We start from the raw sequence: 19678 nt of genomic DNA, 5'->3' as shown, positions 1-19678 counted from the left end.
GGCGAATAAAATTTATAGATATTAGTAAAAAGATGTTTGCTGTTGTCTTTACAACGTTTGCATTGAATAAAAATTAAGGTATAACCTAAAGAATTAAAACTCAAGGCACTAAATGTTGGGTTGGTGTGGTGATACTTTGTTGTTTTAGGTCTTTTTTGCTCAAATATTTGCCTCTGATTGAGCCGGAATTCAATTGTATTGTTTCGGCATCTTTGAGCGAACGCCAGCCTAATCTTTCGCCTTTGGTGGCTAAGGTAGAAGCAGGTTTTATTTTATTGGGCGTTTTTTTCATGGCGCAAAGTTAAATAAATCATTTTAAACAAAAAAAATCTGTTATCAAGTAATTTTTTATGAGATAACGTATTTTCTTTAAAAGTAGTTTATAACCGAAATATCTTTTTTCAAAGATACATCATTATAAATTTTCTTGCTGCCAAAGTTTCAAAAAAGCGGTTGTAAGCGTGTCTGCCTGAATTTCTTTTACGTCGTGCTCGGCAAAGAGAGCGGCATGCGGGCTTTGGTAGGGTGTCCAAGGGAGTAGTTCTTTATTATCCCACAAAAACAACACCACTGCCGGAATGCGGTGGGCGGCGGCAATATGGACGGCGGAAGTATCGGGGGTGATGAGTACATCAAAAAGTGTGAGCAGGGTCGCAAAATCGTGAAAATTGGATAAAGGCGGTGCTGCTGCGCTATGCGTAGCTTGTGCGATGTTTTTGATGTCTTGTGCGTGGGAGGGCAAGCCGGTTATCACCACCTGAACACGCTCGCCCAAGGTGGCTTTGATGTGGCGGATAGCCTGTATAAAATTGTTGCTCCCCCATTCTTTGCTCGCCGCCGAACCCGTAATATTAATGCCTACCCGTTTTTGGAGGGGCGAAGCCAAAGGCGGTAATTGTGCTCGCAGTTCGGCTTGTCGTTGGGGGGCTACGTCGTATTCCAATCGCAATTGTGCGGGCTGCGGAGCTATGTCAAAGGGCAACAGCAATTGTGCAATGCGCTCTACGATATGTACCTTGCCGCGATGCAACAAAGGTACTAAGTGGGTGTAGGCGTGGTGGTTGTTGGGCTTATCAATGCCGAGCATTTGTTTGGCACCGCTGCCATACATAATCAATGTAGAGGTGGCTGAAGGATTATCCATTAAATCCACTACTACATCGTAGTGTCGGGCACGCAACTGTTTCAGTAGCCGGAGGGTATCTAAAGTTTTTTTATTGTATATCCACGTATGGTTGATGTATTTTTTTAGGGCATTTTGGGTGCTGAAATTAGCTTTGCCGAGCAATATATCTATGTGAGCGTGGGGAAAATGTTGGCGCAGCAGCCGAATGAGCGGAAAAGTGATGAGTACATCGCCGATTTTGTCTTGTCGCAACAGCAATATATTAGGAGTATCGGATAGTTGCAGCGACAATTTCGGCTGTGTGATTATTTGCGGCTGTGTAGTGCGTGTAGGTAAGGCTTGCATGAGCCTTTTGCGAAAAGCGAGTTCTATTTTTTTTAAGATAGGGTCGCCGCGATGCGTAGTAGAAAGGGGGGCACTCATGCCGTTTTGGTATTGTGTGATGATGCGCTGCAAAAATAGGGAGAAGTTTCAAAATAAATAAAATAATAGAGTAGTATTGTTTTTTTGGGGGTCACAATAACTATCTGCCTTTTCATTGATTGATAATACTGCAAAAAAGGATTCAGTCGGATGGTATTTCTGCGACTGAATCCCTTTCTGCTTATTTTTTTGATAAAAGATAAATATACAACCCAAAAATGCCTATAATTTCGCCAAATTTTCGCTGAGGATTTTTATTTTGTCTTCGGCATCGGCTAATTTTTGCCGTTCTTTCTCTACTACCTGCGCGGGTGCATTATCCACAAATTGTGCATTTCCGAGTTTTTTCATAATCTGCTCTTTAAAACCTTCGTAATATGCCAACTCTTCTGCAATACGCGCTTTTTCGGCGGCGGCATCTACTTTTTCTGCCGCAATTTGCACATACAATTCATCTTTATTCACCACAAACATCGCTGCTCCTTGTAGTTCGCGGTCGGTGAGTTCAAATACTTCCAAGTTGCCGCGTTTTTTTACAATAGGCATAAAATTTTGATAATCACTCGCTTGTGCGGCTTTTAAATAAGCTTTTAAAGGCTCTTTCGGCGACATTTTGTGTTTTTGGCGCACATCGCGCAGCAATGAAATAATGCTTACCGCACTGTCGCCCTGACGAATGGCTGCTTCTGAATACGCTTGTTCGGCTTTGGGATATGCCGCTATGCAAATAGAGTCGGCGGCAGCACGCGGACGCAACAGTTGGTAGGCTTCTTCGCTGATAAAAGGCATAATGGGGTGAATGAAACACAACAACTGCTCAAAAAAATGAACCGTGGCTTCGTAAGTGGCTTCATCAATGGGTTTGCCAAATTCGGGCTTTACCATTTCCAGATAATCGGCGCAAAAATCGTCCCAAAAGAAAGAATAGAGTGTTTTTAATACCTCTGAAATGCGGTATTGACCAAAGAGATGTTCTACTTCATCGGCGGTTTTTTTCAGTTTGCTGTCAAACCAGTCTATCGCCGCCTGATTGTGTTCGTTGCGCTCGCCGGCTGCCACTTCCCAGCCTGTCACCAAGCGCAGGGCGTTCCATATTTTATTGCAAAAGTTACGACCCTGTTCGCAGAGTTTTTCATCAAACAACAAATCGCCGCCCGCAGGGGCAGAGAGCAACATACCCACGCGCACACCATCGGCTCCGTAGGTATTCATCAATTCGATGGGGTCGGGGCTGTTGCCCAGCGATTTGCTCATTTTGCGCCCTTGCTTATCGCGCACGATGCCCGTAAAATATACATCGTAAAACGGAATTTCATTGCGCCATTCGCAGCCCGCCATAATCATACGCGCCACCCAGAAGAAAATAATGTCGGCAGCCGTTACCAATACTTGCGTAGGATAGTAATAATTGATTTCGGTGTCGTTTTCGAAGCCGTCGAATACCGAAATAGGCCACAGCCAAGATGAAAACCAAGTATCCACTACATCTTCGTCTTGTTTTAAGTCGGCGAGGGTGAGTCGGTCGTTGCCGCTTTGCGCCTGTGCTAATTGCAGGGCTTCGGAAGCAGTTTCGGCAACTATGTAGGAGCCGTCCGGTAGGTAATAAGCCGGAATACGCTGCCCCACCACAATTGTCTTGAAATACACCAATCGCGGATATTTTCCATCCAATGCCGATAAATATTGACATAGTTTTCAGGGAAAAAATGAATTTTTTGTTGCAATACTGCTTCCAAAGCGGGCTTGGCGAGTGCGTCCATTTTTACAAACCACTGCTCGGTGAGGCGTGGCTCTATTACCACATGGGTGCGCTCCGAATAGCCCACTTTATTGGGATTTTCCTCTATTTTTACCAAATATCCGCCTTCTTCAAGCACTTGTATCATTTTTTTACGCGCCGCAAAGCGGTCTTCACCAACAAAAAACAGGGCTTTTTCGTTGAGTTTGCCCTCTTCGGTCATAATATCAATGAAGGGCAGGTGGTGTCGTTTGCCGAGTTCGTAGTCGTTGATGTCGTGGGCGGGTGTTACCTTCATGGCTCCCGTACCAAAAGCGGGGTCAATGTATTCGTCAAAAATAACATTAACTTCGCGGTTTACTATCGGAATGATGATTTTTTTGCCTTGCAGGTGCGTGTAGCGTTCGTCGTTGGGATTGCAGCAAACAGCGGTATCCGCCAAAATGGTTTCGGGGCGGGTGGTGGCAATGGTTACCCATTCGTTGGGTTCGCCGGATACCGCATAGCGCACATAGTAAAGTTTGGAAACGGTATCTTTGTGATATACTTCTTCATCGCTGACGGCGGTTTTGGCGGAGGGATCCCAGTTGGTCATACGCCAGCCTTTATATACCAAGCCTTTGCGGTACAAATCCACGAAGGTTTTGGTAACGGCAGCCGATAGTTTTTCCTCCATCGTGAAGCGGGTGCGTTCCCAGTCGCAGGAGCAGCCGAGTTTGCGGAGTTGCTGGAGGATAGTGCCGCCGTATTTGTCTTTCCATGCAAAGGCATGTGTAAGAAATTCCTCGCGGGTGATGTCCCATTTGTTGATGCCTCTTTCTTTGAGCATTGCCACTACCTTGGCTTCCGTAGCGATGGAGGCGTGGTCGGTGCCGGGCACCCAACAGGCGTTGTAGCCTTGCATACGAGCGCGGCGTATCAGCACATCTTGAATGGTGTTGTTGAGAATATGCCCCATGTGCAAAATGCCGGTGACGTTGGGCGGCGGAATGACGATGGTATAGGCTTTGCGGTGGTCGGGAACACTGCGAAACAGTTTTTTATCTATCCATTCGGCATAGCGTTTTTCTTCTACTTCGGCAGGATTATATACGGCTGATAAAGGAGGCATATAACTCATAAAAAGATAATGTGATGTAAAAGTTAAAAAAATACGAGGCGCAAAGGTACGTTTTTAGTAGCTCAGTAATACAAAAACTTAGATGTTTGTTTTTATCAAGGCAGTTCATTGCATCATTGAGCAGCTATTACTTTGCGCACAATATCCAAAATTTCGGTTTCCAATGCCTGAGCCTTGTCTTGCATGTTTTTTCCTTTTTGTAAAATATCTTGCACAAAGTCTTTATCTTCTAAGTCGGCGGCATTGATACATACATTCAAATAAGCACCCATCACGGCACTGCGGGCACACAATGCTCCTACGCCGGCATCGCTCACCGAATTGGGATTCCCCTGCTCCGCCATTGCTTTCATCAGTGCGAGGCTGTCGAAGGCTACTTCCATCGTGCGATACGGCACTAAAATCGCCTGCCGCAAAGCGGCTTGCATCGCTGCTTTACGGGCGGTTTTTTCGGCATCGGTGTTTTTCGGCATATCAAATACCGCCATGATCGCTTTAAAAGCGGCGGTATCGGCATCTACCAAATACAACAATTCTTCTTTGTGGCGTTGTCCGCGCTCTGCCCACTGCGAAAACTCCTCCCAGCGAGTGTCCCAGCCGCGCTTGTGCGAAGATAAATTGGCGACCATTGCGCCCAAAGCCGCACCCAAAGCTCCCATATACGCCGATATGCTGCCGCCGCCCTGGAGCAGGGCTTTCGGAGGCGGTTTCGTCGGCGAAGCGCACCAAATCCATCGCTACCAAGCGTGTGCCGGTGTCGCCTTCCATTACATATTCTATCACTTTTTTGTGCGGGTCAAAAGGAGCTAAATCGTCTAAGCCGAGCGATTTTACGGCTATTTTTATCAATTCGGCTTCGCCCACACCCACCGAGCGTTGTTGTTTGCGAAGAAAATATTTTCCGGCATCTAAAAGAGCCTGTTTCGGAATTAATCCGACCAACTCCGAGCCTGTAACGCGCATACCTCTGTTTTGTGCACTTTCGCATACGGCTTCGAAGGCTTCGTGGATAGATGTAATGCCGATGTTGGTGAGATTCATGGATATTTGGCAAATGCCGTATTCTTCAATATACCAACCGATGGCTTTTACGGATTTTAATTTGCCCGCCTGACGCAAAGTTTCGCCTTTTTCGTCTTTGAGTGGTTTTCCTTTTTCGTCTGTGAGCACCCTGCCGGCTTCGCGCACATCAAAGGCTACCGAATTGGCGCGGCGGGTGGAGGTAGTGTTGAGATTGACATTGTAGGCGATGAGGAAATTGCGCGCACCAATGGCGGTAACACCGTATTTGGGATTGAAAACAGCAGGTCCGAAATCGGGCTGCCAAGCGGGGTCGGTGAGTTTTTTGGATAAGCCTTCGTATTCGCCGGCACGCACCGTAGAGAGGTTGCGCCGCTCGGCGGTGGTGGCGGCGGCTTCATAAAAATAACCCGACAAACCCAATTCTTTGCCTACGCGCTCACCCAAACGGCGGGCGTAGTGGGCGGTTTCCTCCAAAGAGATATTGGCAAGCGGCACCAAAGGGCATACGTCGCAAGCCCCAAAACGCGGGTGCTCGCCATGATGACGACTCATATCAATGAGTTCGTAGCATTTTTTGATGAGCTGAAAAGCCGCTTCGCACACCGGCTCCGGCTCGCCGACAAAGGTGATGACAGTGCGGTTGGTGGCTTTGCCCGGGTCTGTGTCTAAAAGTTGTACGCCTTCAACGGCGCGTACAGCATCACAAACGGCTTCGATGAGCGCGGGGTCGCGCCCTTCGGATATATTGGGAACACATTCTATGAGGCGTTTCACGAGATGATTGTTTTATTTTTTTTTGAAAATATATAAAAATTGAACACAAAAATAAAACGATTCGCCGTGTTGCCCTATAAAGATTTTAAAAAAACCTTCTGAACCTTGATTTTTGTATTGTCTGAAAGTAAAAAATGCAAGAATAAACTTCAAAGTTTATTCTTGCATTTTTTTAAGTTTTATGTTTCTGGTAAAAATAAAATTTTTAATACGGCGAGTGTGCAACCTTTTCAGATTTTTCAATGCTGCTCTTTTACACAAAAATTATCAAAAAACGGTTTTCTTATTTTTCTATACTCCACAGCACAAAATCGGTGGATAAAGTACCGGATATTTGAGGAATTTGTGCGCCGGAGGTTTGTGTGCCTACAAAAAACTGTGCAAAATCAAAGGCTTCCTGCAAAGAAATACAACCGTCCTCATTACCCGCTAAAAAATCGGCTTCGCCGCGCAAGCCCTCCAAAAAATAATAAGTGAAATAACCCATTTCTTTTTCGTCATACTCCTGCGAAATTTGGTCGGCGGCAGAGGCGGATATGAGCGTAAAGCCTTCGTTGAACTGATTGTAGAGCAAGTCGCTCACAGCACCAAAGTAGATGGCATCATTGACGGCGGCGGCGTGGCAGGCATCTAAGATGAGCAATTTGCGGCGGGCGGGGCAGTTGCGGAGGAGCATTTTCAAACCTTCAAACTCCATAATATCGCCATTGGCGGTGAGGTAGTGTGTAAGCCCTTCCTTTGCGCCGTGCCCCGAAAAATAAAAAATCGCCAAATCGTTTTCGGTGGCGGTTTCGCACATCTTCGTCAAAGAGCGAATGATGTTTTCTTCGGTGGCGGCGGCATTGGTAAGCACTTCTACCCAGGCGGTCTGTTTTTGATAAGCAGACTCCGCAAGCAAAAATTCGTGGAAAGCCAGCGCATCTTTGTGGCAATAGCTCAAATCATTGATGTAGGCATAATCCGAGATGCCCACAATTACAGCGTGAATTTTTTCGGGGCGTTCGGAAAAAAGCAGACAAGGGCGTGTAAGTTCCACTGTTTGAGCCGACAGCCACACCGCCCACAACAAAGCACACCACAGCAGGCTCACTTGCGCAGCACGCCTGAACCATACAGCAGAAGAGTAATACATAAAAAAAATTGGTTTAAAGATACATTAATAATATGGTGAAATCATCAGATATACCAATACGCCTGTTGCCGATACATAGAGCCACAAAGGCATTGTGTAGCGAGCCAAACGGCGGTGTCGTTCAAAGTTGCCCGAAAAAGCGCGTAAAAAAGTAAATAAAATCAAAGGCAATATCAGAGCCGCCAAAATGATATGCGTGAGGAGGATAAAATAATAAATATATTTTATCGCTCCTGTGCCGCCGTAGCGCGTGGACTCGGTGAAGGTGTGATAGGTGACGTAAGATACCAAAAACAAAGCCGACAGCACCAAAGCTGCTATATTGCAACGGCGGTGCGCCGCTATTTGTTTGTTTTTGATAAAATACCAACTCGCCAGCAGCAACACAAATACCGTTCCGTTGATGAGGGCGTGAAAAAGCGGCAAAATTTTCGGATTAAAGGGAAGCTCCAATGCCGTAGGCGGTGCTATGTTGAACAATACGACCACCAATAGCGGCACAAGCACCGATACCACCACGATGATTTTTTCCCAAGAACGGACGCTATGCTTTTCTATCATTATCAAAAGTTTGTTTATTTCAACAATCAGTAAAAATTAAGGTTGTATATTTTGAATTTATAAGCGCACTAATTTTTCGGTTTTCTGCCAGCCTGTGCCGGAAATCTGTATCAGATAAGTGCCTTTGGGCAAAGCCGCCGGCATCGTGAGCGGAATGATATGCTCGCCCGAAGGGTAGGTTTTTTTGCCCCAGTCGGCAACCTGCCCGCCGTTGATGCTCCACGCGCTCACCTGTATGGTTTCGCTGCCGTTGAGTTGTAGTCGGAGTTGTGCATTTTGTGGTGTGTGCAGCACATTTGGTATTAGGCGGCAGGCTGCGCCACCACCCGAAAGTGCGGCGGCTTCGTTGCCGTTGCCCACCAAACCCGCCTGCTCCAACGAAAACACCCCCCGCCCGTGGGTGGCTACGGCTACGGTATTGTCAAAATCGCGGGATTGTATCATATTCACCGGAACAGTACCGATTAAATCGGGGCTTTCGCGCGTCCATATTGTATTCGCTCCTGCCAAAATATTACACGAAAACAAACCCACTGTGGTACCTGCATAGTATTTCTTTTGTCCGAAATAATTATGAATATCCACCCACAGCACCGAGGGTCCACTGCCACTGCCATCGGCGTTTTCTTCTAAATTTCCGCTCACATCTTGCCAGCTTGTGCCGCCATCGTAGGTATAAAAAATACTTTTTACGCCGTAATTGGAAAATGATACCAAAATATCATCGACAGAGGCATCGTCGAGTGTAATGCAACTCGTGTAGGCATTGGCAGGAAACAGTGCGGAAGATATATTTTCTTTTACATAAACACCATTGCTGATACCTTTGAGGCGAAATACTTTGGAGCGGTCGGTGGCATAATAGAGTGCATCTTCATTGATGGTGGATTTGGCGATAAAGGAAATAGTGCCTTGCTGCAAACTATTGACGGTAGATGCGCTTATTTTTTTCCATTTATTCAAAGGTTCGTATTCATTGCTGTCCAATTCAATGGCATCTAAACTATCTAATACATACACCGAAGTAGCGTCAAAACTGTATAGTTGGTTGAAGGTGGAGGGGTCTAATACAAAAGGCTGTATAAAAAGATGCTCTTTATTGGCATCAATGCGCGTAAATCCGGTTACTTTGCCGTAGTCGTCTATGCCGAATTTAAAAATTTTACCATTTTGCCACGATAAATAATAATTATGCCGTCCGGCATCTATCGCTACATAAGCACCGTCGCCATAAAAAACTTTGCTCCACGGAAAATCGCCGTCATTGCTGTTGGTAAAATAAATGCCATTATCCTGCATACCGCCAATCATCAAATCATTGTCTGCCAAATTCGGTTCAATAGCTACGGTATAAAATTGAGAGGTAACATAGCCGTTGTTGAGGCTTTCCCACTGTACGCTGTCGGCGAGGGGAGCGGCGGTATAATGCAAGCCGCCATCGCTGCCGGTATAGAGGCGGTTGGGATATTTGTCGTTGAAGGCGAAATAATGAATATCGGGGTGATGATTGGGATATACATAATTGGAGGGGGTTTCAGTGTCGCACTGATAGCCGCCTATCCATTTGGTATGGTCAGCCGTAGTGAAGGCATCGGTGGAACGATATACGTTGGTGCCGCCTAAATACACCACCTGACAATTGTCGGGCTGAAAAGCGATGCACATATCGTAGCCATATTGCGAAGAATAGGGTGCGAAATCAAAATCGTAAAATCCGAGACAAGAGCCTTTGGGCAGGTTGGTGGTGCGGTTGTTCCAAACGCCGCCCTCGCCGCTACCATCGCCCGAAACGTAGGTGTAGTGCCACAACTGGTGGTTGTTGGTGCCGGAATTGACCAAAAAGAACACTTCGTTTTCGTTATTGGGGCAAGCCGCCAGCACCACTCTGTTGAACAAATTCGGAAATCCGGTCGGCGTTATTTTTGTCCAAGTGGTGCCATCGGTGGAGCGATACAAACCTTTGGCGGCATTGCCCGCACTCATAGCGGCATACAACACGCCGGAGGGAGTCATAATAATGTCGGTATAAGTAGATTGAGTGCCACTGCCGAAGCCCAGCACCGGTTGCCACGAGTCGCCGCCGTCTGTGCTACGCATAATGCCGTTATATACAGCCGCATATACCACATCTTCGAGGGCACTCAGGGGGGTAATATGATCCACCACCACGCGCCACACAATATCAAAAGTGCCGTCTGTGGTGTTTTCGGGGGTGTCGGCGAGGGTAGCGGGGAGTAATTGCCAAGAGTTGCCGTTGTCGGTAGATTTAAAAATACCATTGCCGGTGGTGACATTGCTGAACGAAGCGGCACTCACCACCCCGTATTCTTCGCCGGTGCCCGCATACCAGATATGTTGGCGATTGGCGCGGCGGTTTTGGGCAATGGCGGTAAAGCTGTGTATTTGGTCGGGGTTGCTTACTTGCGTAAAACTCGCGCCGCCGTCTGTGCTTTTCCAGATGCCTCCGGTTACGCCGCCGGCTATGATGTTTTCTTGGTTTTGTACATCAAAAGCGAAAGCGCGGGTTCTGCCTCCTATATTATAAGGACCTCTTTTGGTCCATACTTTATCTTCGCTGCTTTTGGCGGCGGCGGTGGGTAGGGTAGCAGCAAATGCCAATTCGCGGTGGCGCATATTGGGCGGCACTGCACCCGATTGGGGATTGCGCAGACGCTGGAGTTCGTAGGTGCGGCGGGCAAAAGCATCTTCGCGCGAGCCGATGCCTTCGGGGGTGGCTTCGTGCGGGGGGCGCACCTGATTTTGTTGGCAACTGCTCAACCATACGATACTCAAAGCACAGCACAGGGCAGGCATAGCACTAAAAATCCGCTTCATCATAAGAAATAAAAGGGGGATAAGCATTGAAAAAAACAGGAACAGAGGCTCTGGCTGGCGATAACAAGGATAAAGGAGCCTTTTCTTGCGTTCAAAGATAAAAAATACCTGATTGAAAGGAGGATATTTTTTTATTTTTTGCTCAACTTAAAAAGAAACGTTTTCGGGGTTTATATTACCGATACCCCGAAAGGGGCAGTAATATTCTACTTTTTGATTATTTGCAACAGAAACCTGAATTTGTAAAATTTTAATCAAATGTACAACGAGTTGTCAATGGCGAAAATTTAAAGGATAATTTGCCTTGTTCAGAGTACGCACTATTATTTTTATTTATATTTTTATTTGCTTTTTATATTGTGCTTTGCAAAATATAATTATTTTTGAATATTTATATTGCATTACTCAATTTTTTAAAACACAATAACTTCAGTATCAATCATAATGAATGAGAAAATCAACAAGTGGAGTACCTTATATATATATATATATATATGCGCTCTTTATGCCCGGGTTCACTGCCATTACGAATAATTTGTTGCCTGTTTTTAAGCGATATAGAATAGCCATAACGATGTCTTCTATGGGAATTTTGATTTTTGTATCTCCGATTACCCAATATTAAATGTATAACTATTCATTTTTTGATAATATTTTTGCTTGCTACACTCATTTTTGTTGATTTTTTATGATTTAGTAAAAGGTCTAAACAGAATGAGCGTATTTTTTTTAAAATTATGCCTTTTGTCTGTGCTTATTCCCTGATTTATGAAGTTTTAAACAACTTCAAAAACTTTGCAGTATGAGTTTTCGCAAAAACAAGCTGATATTAGTACCTGCGCTGCGTGCGCCCGATGCTCTTGAACCTATAAGCGCAAAATCAATTTTCGGCGAACGCATTTCGCTGCGAGCATCGAGCGTGGTTTTCCTGTTTTTTAATCTTCAAAATTTTAATATAATGAAAAAAGTAATTACACTACTCTTCGCGCTGCTTTGCGGCGCAACGGCTACTCTGGCACAAACGACGCGCTATGTAGCCCCTACTGCCACAGGCAGCGGCGACGGCTCTTCGTGGGCGAATGCCAGTGGCGATTTACACGCAATGATTAACGCTTCCGCAGCAGGCGATGCCGTATGGGTTAAGGCAGGCACTTACAAGCCTACCGCTTACCCAACGGGTTGCGTGAGTTGTAGCACCCCACGCGACTACACTTTTTATGTCAAAGACGGCGTAAAACTCTATGGTGGCTTTGCAGGCACCGAGACGGCTCTGAGCCAACGGCTCATCACGACGAATGTAACCACCCTTAGCGGCGATATAGGCACGGCAGGCGATGCCACTGATAACGCCTACCACGTTGTATTGGCTTCCACAGGGAGTGGTGGTGTGGGGGTTACTGTGGATGGCTTCACTATCACAGGCGGTAATGCAAACGGAAGCAACTATATTACTGTCAATGGGTATACTATCTACAGAAACGTTGGCGGCGGGATTTATACATATAATGGCACGAATACCATCACCAATAATACCCTTTCGGGGAATTCGGCAGACGGCGGCGGCGGGATTTACACCGAAGGCGGCACGAATACCCTCACTAATAACACCCTTTCGGGGAATTCGTCAGGCTACGGCGGCGGGATTTACACTTACTACGCCACCAATACTATCGCCAATAACACCCTTTCGGGCAATTCGGCAAGCGGCTACGGCGGCGGGATTTACACTTCCTTCGCCACCAATACTATCGCCAATAACACCCTTTCGGGGAATTCGGCAGGCAACGGCGGCGGGATTTACACTAACTACAGCACGAATACCATCACCAATAACTCCCTTTCGGGGAATACGGCAGGCAACGGCGGCGGGATTTACGCTCATGAGCATACAAATACGTTTACCAATAACACCCTTTTGGGGAATTCGGCAGGCAACGGCGGCGGGATTTACTTAGATGCCGATATGTCAGGTATAGCTAATTTCACAAACAATATTTTCTGGGGCAACCAAAAAGGGGGCAGCAGCATCGTAGCAGGGGCAGATTATTATAATAATCTTGCTATGGTTACGGTTACCTTCACCAATAACCTCTTGCAGTTAGCTTCGGGTACTTATACCGATGCAAATTACAACAATTTGGGCACACAATCTGGCAATATTTTCGAGACCGACCCACTTTTCGTCAATGCTGCCGATATAGACGGCGCGGACAATCTCCACCGCACGGCAGATGATGGTTTGTTTTTACAAAGCACCAGCCCCGCTATCAATGCAGGTACTGCCACAGGCGCACCCGCTACCGATATACTCGGCACTGCCCGCCCACAAGGCACAGGTATAGATATGGGGGCGTATGAGTGGTTTAATTCTTGCCCAAGTGTCGTTACGCTCTATGTAGATGCGAGCATCGCTGCAAGCGGCAACGGAGAAACGTGGGCAACTGCCTACAAAACTTTGGACGAAGCCCTTGCCGTAGCGCATTGTTGTAGTATTATAGATACTATCAAAGTAGCTGCGGGTACTTATCTCCCTACCAAAAAGCCCTACAACGGCTGCACCGAAATGACTACTGCTGATGCTCGTGATATTACCTTCCATCTACCCGACGGCTTGGTGCTGTGGGGTGGCTATCCCGCAGGCGGTGGCGTGCGCAATAGTGCCGCCAACGTCACCACCCTAAGCGGTGACTTCAATGGCGATGATGTCGTAACAGGTAGCGGCGCAACACTTTCTATTACAGGCAATGGCGAAAATGCTTATCACGTTGTATTGGCTTCTGCGCCAACGAGTGGCGGCATAGGCGTAACCATTGATGGATTTAGCATTATAGGGGGGCATGCGAATGGCAGTGGTCCCGTAAGCGTCAATGGAAATAACATTTATCGCTACCACGGTGGCGGCATTTTAGCCTATCGCGGTACGAACACGCTGACCAATAATATCCTATCGGGTAATTCAGCAAACTCCTACGCCAACGATGCCGGTGGCGGCATTTGCGCCTTCTACGGCACGAACACCATAACCAATAATATCTTGTCGAAAAATAGGGCATCATACTTCGGCGGTGGCATTTGCGCCTTTTACGGCACGAACACCATAACCGATAACAACCTATCAGGAAATTGGGCGAATACCAATGGTGGCGGTATAGGTACCTTTATAGGCTCGAATAACACGCTCGCTAATAATACTCTGTCGGGAAATTCGGCAGGCTACGGCGGCGGCATTTACACCAATAACAGCACGAACACACTTACCAATAATACCCTGTTGGGAAATTCGGCAGGTTGGGGCGGTGGCATTTACACAGATATCAGCAGCACGAATACCATAACCAATAATACCTTGTCGGGAAATTCATCAGGTAACGGCGGTGGCATTTACATAGGTAACAGCACGAACACCCTAACCAATAATACTCTGTCGGGAAATTCGTCAGGTAATGGCGGTGGCATTTACATAGATAACGGCACGAACACCCTAACCAATAATACCCTGTCGGGAAATTGGGCCACTAACGGTGGTGGTGGTGGTGGTGGTGTTTACACCAATAATGGCACAAATGCCTTTATAAACAATATCTTTTGGGGGAAATAAAAAAAGGAACGAATGCAAATATCTTAGCCGCAGACTATTTTGCAACTAATACCAACGGCAATATCTTCACCAATAACCTCTTGCAGTTAGCCACAAGCAATTACCCTACTGATGCAAGTTTGCCTTATGGCATAGGCACAGCCGCCAGCGGTAATATCTTTGCCCAAGACCCGCTTTTCGTAGATGCCGCCGATATAGATGGCGCAGACAATATACACCGCACCGCAGATGATGGCTTGCGTTTGGTATATGGCAGCCCCTGCATCAATACAGGTAATAATATAGGCGTAGCCGCTACTGACATTACAGGAGCAGCCCGCATACAAAACACCACCGTAGATATGGGTGCGTATGAAGGCGGTGTATGCCCCCCCAGCACCCCAACCCTCTATGTAGATGCCAGCATAGCTGTAAGCGGCAATGGTCAATCGTGGGCTACCGCCTACCAAACCTTAGACGAAGCCCTTGCCGTAGCGCATTGTTGTAGTATTATAGATACTATCAAAGTAGCTGAAGGTACTTATCTCCCTACTAAAAGCCTTACGATGGCTGCACTGAAATGACCACTGCTGATGCTCGTGATATTACCTTCCATCTACCCGATGGCTTGGTGCTGTGGGGCGGCTATCCCGCAGGTGGTGGCGTGCGGAATAGTATCGTGAATATCACCACCCTAAGCGGCGATATAGGCACGGCAGGCGATGCCACTGATAATGCCTACCACGTTGTATTGGCTGTTGGTGCTACAGGCGTTACTGTGGATGGTTTTACTATTACAGATGGTAATGCAGATGGAATAGATCCTACAAATCCTACAGGTTTTTCATATCTTAACGTCAATGGGAATAATATAAATAGAGCATACGGCGGCGGGATTTTGACCCAAGACGGCACGAATACCATCACCAATAACACCCTTTCGGGGAATTCGGCTTACTTCGGCGGCGGGATTGCCTCCCAAAACGGCACGAATACCATCAGCAATAACACCCTTTCGGGGAATTCAGCTACCAACGGCAGCGGCGGCGGGATTTATACTGATAGTGGCACGAATACGCTGAATAATAACATCCTTTCGGGGAATACGGCTTACAGCGGCGGCGGGATTTCCTCCCAATACAGCACGAATACCATCAATAATAATACCTTTTCGGGGAATACGGCAAGCTACGAAGGCGGCGGGATTACCACTTATGTTAGCACGAATACCATCAATAATAATACCTTTTCGGGGAATTCGGCTACCAGCTACGGCGGCGGGATTTTCACTGGTTATTATTGCATGAATACGCTGACCAATAACACCTTTTCGGGGAATTCGGCTACCAACTACGGCGGCGGGATTTACAGTACTGAAAACATAAATACGCTGATCGATAACACCCTTTCGGGGAATACTGCAAATGAAGGCGGCGGAATTTACACTTATTTAGACACGAATACCCTCACCAATAACACCCTTTCGGGGAATTCGGCTTACTTCGGCGGCGGGATTGCCTCCCAAAACGGCACGAATACCCTCACCAATAACACCCTTTCGGGGAATTCGGCTACCAACGGCGGCGGCGGCGGGATTTATACTAATGAGGGCACGAATACGCTGACCAATAACACCCTTTCGGGGAATACGGCTTACGGCGGCGGCGGGATTTACACCCGAGACTGCACGAATACCCTCACCAATAACACACTTTCGGGGAATACTGCACAAAACGGCGGCGGGATTTACACTTTTTACGGCACGAATACCATTAGTAACTGTATCTTTTGGGACAATCAAAAGGAGGCAGCAGTACCGTTGCAGGGGCAGATATACAAAACGATGCAGCATTTCCCGCTACCAATACCGTTACCTACTGCCTTACGCAGCAAAACAGCATTTACAGCACAGGTACTGGCATTATCAACAACCAAGACCCGCTTTTTGTCAATGCTGCCGATATAGACGGTGCAGACAATATCCACCGCACCGCCGATGATGGCTTGCAACTAAGTTGTGGTAGCCCTGCTTACAATGTAGGCACCGGCACAGGTGCACCTGCCACAGATATTACGGGTACTACACGACCACAGTTTGGAGCAGTAGATATGGGAGCTTATGAGAGAATAGAAAATTGCTGTACGGCTAATAAGGGAACCTGGGTGTATTAATGCTCTTTTTGCTCCGTATCCGGTACTTTTGTAAAAAACCCTTTGTTTTTTACTGTATATTAATGTGTATCGTGGTGTTTTTTTGTTATGTAACTTATTTTATAAGATATTAAAAACCCCAAAAAACACCTGAATATCTTTTCTTTTTTTATAATTATTTTTAGCCTTTATGCGATAATATCACCGGCATCTTCGAGATGTCGGTGATATTAATAAAACTTTGTCAAAGTTGAGTAGCCGAGTTGGGGAGTGTTTCAGCCGAATTGGGGCGGATTCTATTAAAACTTTGTCAAAGTTCGAACTTTGACAAAGTTAGGCAACCGAGTACGGTTGTTCCGTTATTCGGCACGGTTGTTCCGTTATTCGGCACGGTTGTTCCGTTATTCGGCACGGTTGTTCCGTTATTCGGCACGGTTGTTCCGTTATTCGGCACGGTTGTTCCGTTATTCGGCACGGTTGTTCCGTTATTCGGCACGGTTGTTCCGTTATTCGGCACGGTTGTTCCGTTATTCGGCACGGTTGTTCCGTTATTCGGCACGGTTGTTCCGTTATTCGGCACGGTTGTTCCGTTATTCGGCACGGTTGTTCCGTTATTCGGCACGGTTGTTCCGTTATTCGGCACGGTTGTTCCGTTATTCGGCACGGTTGTTCCGTTATTCGGCACGGTTGTTCCGTTATTCGGCACGGTTGTTCCGTTATTCGGCACGGTTGTTCCGTTGTTCGGCACGGTTGTTCCGTTATTCGGCACGGTTGTTCCGTTATTCGGCACGGTTGTTCCGTTATTCGGCACGGTTGTTCCGTTGTTCGGCACGGTTGTTCCGTTATTCGGCACGGTTGTTCCGTTGTTCGGCACGGTTGTTCCGTTGTTCGGCACGGTTGTTCCGTTGTTCGGCACGGTTGTTCCGTTGTTCGGCACGGTTGTTCCGTTGTTCGGCACGGTTGTTCCGTTGTTCGGCACGGTTGTTCCGTTGTTCGGCACGGTTGTTCCGTTGTTCGGCACGGTTGTTCCGTTATTCGGCACGGTTGTTCCGTTATTCGGCACGGTTGTTCCGTTATTCGGCACGGTTGTTCCGTTGTTCGGCACGGCAGAATTAGGGAGGATTCTATTAAAACTTTGTCAAAGTTCGAACTTTGACAAAGTTGGGCAACCGAGTTGGGGAGGGGCTGAGACCCAATACGAACAAAAACTAATTTTTTTTTGCCTCACACACAATATATGGTATAGGTAGGACGTTATAGTGGCGATATTCTATTTTATTACTACCATAAATTTTAAAACCAAATGGATTACATTCCTCGTAGCGATGCCGATTTATTGAGTTGGCTCGACAATTACAGCAAAAAAATTACCACGCACGGAGCTGCTTTGGGTATGACCGCCGCCGAAATTACCGCCGAAAAAGACCTCTGTACGGCGGTGAAGCAGGCTATTTTTGCGGTGCAAGCCAAAAAAGACGAACTCAAAGCCGCCGTGAGTGCCAAAAACGACAGCATTGCCGCCAATATTACGGGCAAACTGCGTGCTGCCATTGCCCGCAAAAAAACGCACCCCGCTTTTACGGCGGCTATCGGTGATGAGTTGGGTATCAGAGGCGGCGACGAACCCCTCAATACCGATGCCCACCTCCCCGAAGCCAAAATTGCGGTAGTGGGCAACGTGATACGCATCAGCTTTAAGAAAAAAGGCAGCGATGGCGTAAATATCTACAAACGGCGCAAAGGCACGGCACAGTGGCATTTTTTGGCACGCGACACCCGCAGCCCCTACGATGACCACATAGAATTGGAAAACCCCGCCCAACCCGAGCACTACGAGTACCGCCTTTTTGGGGTGATAGATGACGTAGAAATCGGGCAGCCCAGCCAAATTTTGGAAGTGGTATTTGGTGCGTAGCAGGGCGGCAGATATGCGCCTTCGGCAGCTTGCCTGCCCCCTTTTAGCGATGGCTTAGAAGGGGGCATTTTTTTTGTTTTCTCCAAGCCTCCCCGCAAAAAAAAACACCTCCTTTGCGTAAAAGATAAAAATATAGTTTATATTTGTTGCAGTAGAGACCATTTACTACTTGCCACAAAAAAACTAAACTGCTATGCAAAGTCGTGCGCCGCCTCAAAAACAGAGCTATTTAAAATCCTTTACATATCATAAAATAGATATGAAATAAAATCATTTTAAAACTCAAAAACATACAATAAATGAAAACGCTAATATATGCAACCCTGTTGGTTGCACTTTCAATGAGGGGGCAGGAAGTGCTGCTCACCCCCGCCCAACAACTGAGCAAAACACCGCAGGATAATGAAATAATCATAGGTGATAACAGATATGAAATATTTTTTAGAGACCGCCTCACAAAAGACACCTGTGCCACATTTGACCTGAAAGCCCATAACCCTTATTATGTAAAAGGTTTAAAGTATAATAACCTCAGTGGTTATACAGCAGATGAAGTTAAACTAAAAGTCAGAAACGGTGTAGGTCGTTACGATATCAAAGGCTTATCTCGGAAAGAAGTAATTCGTATGTTCAAGCTCTACAACACACCCGCACCCATACCGCCCGATTATATTTTTGAATCTGTATTTATTGGAGGTTATGTATATGAAATAAAAGGGGATAAAGCCATTATTAGTTATTTTTGCAAATTCTCAGGCAGAGAAAATGGGGGTGGACACAGTGGCGAATTATTATTAGCCAATCGGAGTACTTTTTTGGTACTCAACAATCAAGGCGAAGTGCTTTGGCAAATAAAACATATTCCCGCCGATGCCAACGCCGACCTTACTACCAATGGTCGTTATATCGGGATTTGCTACGGTAATTTTGCAGAAGACTATACCGGAAATTATTACGGCAAAAACGGCACCTGGATATATGACTTAGATACCAACGAAAAAATATTAGACCAAGCATTTTCTGCTGTAGGAGTAGGATTGGGAGAACGCGACAATATATTCGGTTTGCATTTAGGAGCTACTCATCGGGATAGCATAACCTTATGTGCACTTGATGTGGAAAAAAGGACTATATATACATTAACTGTTAATGAGAAAGAGTATTCCTCTAAGGCCTCAAGACCCGGGGAATATAAGAACTTAGAATCAGGGAGAGGTTTTATCTGGAAAGGGAAAACCTATAACTATGATAAAGATTTTAAACAAACCCCTTTTCATCAACCATTAAAAATTAGATAATCACC

12 protein-coding genes and 2 pseudogenes are annotated in these 19678 nt (G+C 46.4%); 6 read left to right on the top strand and 8 right to left on the bottom strand.

Annotated features, from left to right (window positions below; all coding sequences use genetic code 11):
* Nucleotides 1–100 precede the first annotated feature (100 nt).
* The 7 genes and pseudogenes from IPL35_02895 to IPL35_02865 all read right to left on the bottom strand — a co-directional run bounded on the left by IPL35_02895 (nucleotide 101) and on the right by IPL35_02865 (nucleotide 10735).
* On the bottom strand, nucleotides 101–292 hold the full coding sequence (locus tag IPL35_02895; protein ID MBK8442409.1) for a hypothetical protein: 192 nt from the start codon (nucleotides 290–292) through the stop codon (nucleotides 101–103).
* 123 nt (nucleotides 293–415) lie between these two features.
* Nucleotides 416–1582 carry a glycosyltransferase family 9 protein gene (locus IPL35_02890; protein MBK8442408.1) on the bottom strand — a complete coding sequence of 389 codons (1167 nt, stop codon included), beginning with the start codon at nucleotides 1580–1582 and terminating at the stop codon, nucleotides 416–418.
* 189 nt (nucleotides 1583–1771) lie between these two features.
* Nucleotides 1772–4398 (bottom strand): annotated as a pseudogene (locus IPL35_02885) (valine--tRNA ligase).
* A 122-nt stretch (nucleotides 4399–4520) separates the two neighbouring features.
* Nucleotides 4521–6204: pseudogene (gene ftcD, locus IPL35_02880) on the bottom strand (glutamate formimidoyltransferase).
* Nucleotides 6205–6487: 283 nt separating this feature from the next.
* The gene (locus IPL35_02875; protein MBK8442407.1) at nucleotides 6488–7336 is read right to left on the bottom strand and encodes a caspase family protein; all 849 of its coding nucleotides are present in this window, start codon (nucleotides 7334–7336) and stop codon (nucleotides 6488–6490) included.
* A 24-nt stretch (nucleotides 7337–7360) separates the two neighbouring features.
* Nucleotides 7361–7897 carry a DUF420 domain-containing protein gene (locus IPL35_02870; protein ID MBK8442406.1) on the bottom strand — a complete coding sequence of 179 codons (537 nt, stop codon included), beginning with the start codon at nucleotides 7895–7897 and terminating at the stop codon, nucleotides 7361–7363.
* Nucleotides 7898–7954: 57 nt separating this feature from the next.
* On the bottom strand, nucleotides 7955–10735 hold the full coding sequence (locus IPL35_02865; protein ID MBK8442405.1) for an exo-alpha-sialidase: 2781 nt from the start codon (nucleotides 10733–10735) through the stop codon (nucleotides 7955–7957).
* 799 nt (nucleotides 10736–11534) lie between these two features.
* Here IPL35_02865 and IPL35_02860 point away from each other — a divergent pair.
* Genes IPL35_02860 through IPL35_02845 form a run of 4 tightly spaced genes read left to right on the top strand, consistent with a single transcriptional unit; the run spans nucleotide 11535 to nucleotide 16481 of the window.
* A complete protein-coding gene (locus IPL35_02860; GenBank protein ID MBK8442404.1) occupies nucleotides 11535–14330 on the top strand; it encodes a right-handed parallel beta-helix repeat-containing protein in 2796 nt (931 codons plus the stop codon).
* Nucleotides 14318–14893, top strand: a complete 576-nt coding sequence (locus tag IPL35_02855; GenBank protein MBK8442403.1) for a hypothetical protein — start codon at nucleotides 14318–14320, stop codon at nucleotides 14891–14893. Before IPL35_02860 ends, IPL35_02855 begins: the two co-directional genes overlap by 13 nt.
* Complete coding sequence (locus IPL35_02850; GenBank protein MBK8442402.1) at nucleotides 14890–16275, top strand: right-handed parallel beta-helix repeat-containing protein; 1386 nt, start codon at nucleotides 14890–14892, stop codon at nucleotides 16273–16275. Before IPL35_02855 ends, IPL35_02850 begins: the two co-directional genes overlap by 4 nt.
* 38 nt (nucleotides 16276–16313) lie before the next feature.
* Nucleotides 16314–16481: a hypothetical protein gene (locus IPL35_02845; protein MBK8442401.1), complete on the top strand. Its 168-nt coding sequence runs from the start codon at nucleotides 16314–16316 to the stop codon at nucleotides 16479–16481.
* A 289-nt stretch (nucleotides 16482–16770) separates the two neighbouring features.
* Here IPL35_02845 and IPL35_02840 read toward each other — a convergent pair whose 3' ends face one another.
* Nucleotides 16771–17565 carry a hypothetical protein gene (locus IPL35_02840; GenBank protein ID MBK8442400.1) on the bottom strand — a complete coding sequence of 265 codons (795 nt, stop codon included), beginning with the start codon at nucleotides 17563–17565 and terminating at the stop codon, nucleotides 16771–16773.
* A 198-nt stretch (nucleotides 17566–17763) separates the two neighbouring features.
* Here IPL35_02840 and IPL35_02835 point away from each other — a divergent pair, with 198 nt between their 5' ends.
* Both IPL35_02835 and IPL35_02830 read left to right on the top strand, forming a co-directional pair.
* Nucleotides 17764–18375 (top strand): hypothetical protein, encoded by a 612-nt coding sequence (locus tag IPL35_02835; GenBank protein MBK8442399.1) that lies wholly within the window; start codon nucleotides 17764–17766, stop codon nucleotides 18373–18375.
* Between the two features lie 299 nt (nucleotides 18376–18674).
* A complete protein-coding gene (locus IPL35_02830) occupies nucleotides 18675–19673 on the top strand; it encodes a hypothetical protein (GenBank protein MBK8442398.1) in 999 nt (332 codons plus the stop codon).
* The last annotated feature ends 5 nt before the right edge of the window (nucleotides 19674–19678 follow it).

It is taken from the genome of Sphingobacteriales bacterium (genome assembly GCA_016711285.1).
In the GTDB taxonomy this organism is placed as follows: domain Bacteria; phylum Bacteroidota; class Bacteroidia; order Chitinophagales; family UBA2359; genus JADJTG01.
The sequence above is the reverse complement of the archived record's forward strand: the minus strand, read 5'-3'. Positions and strand labels throughout refer to the sequence as shown.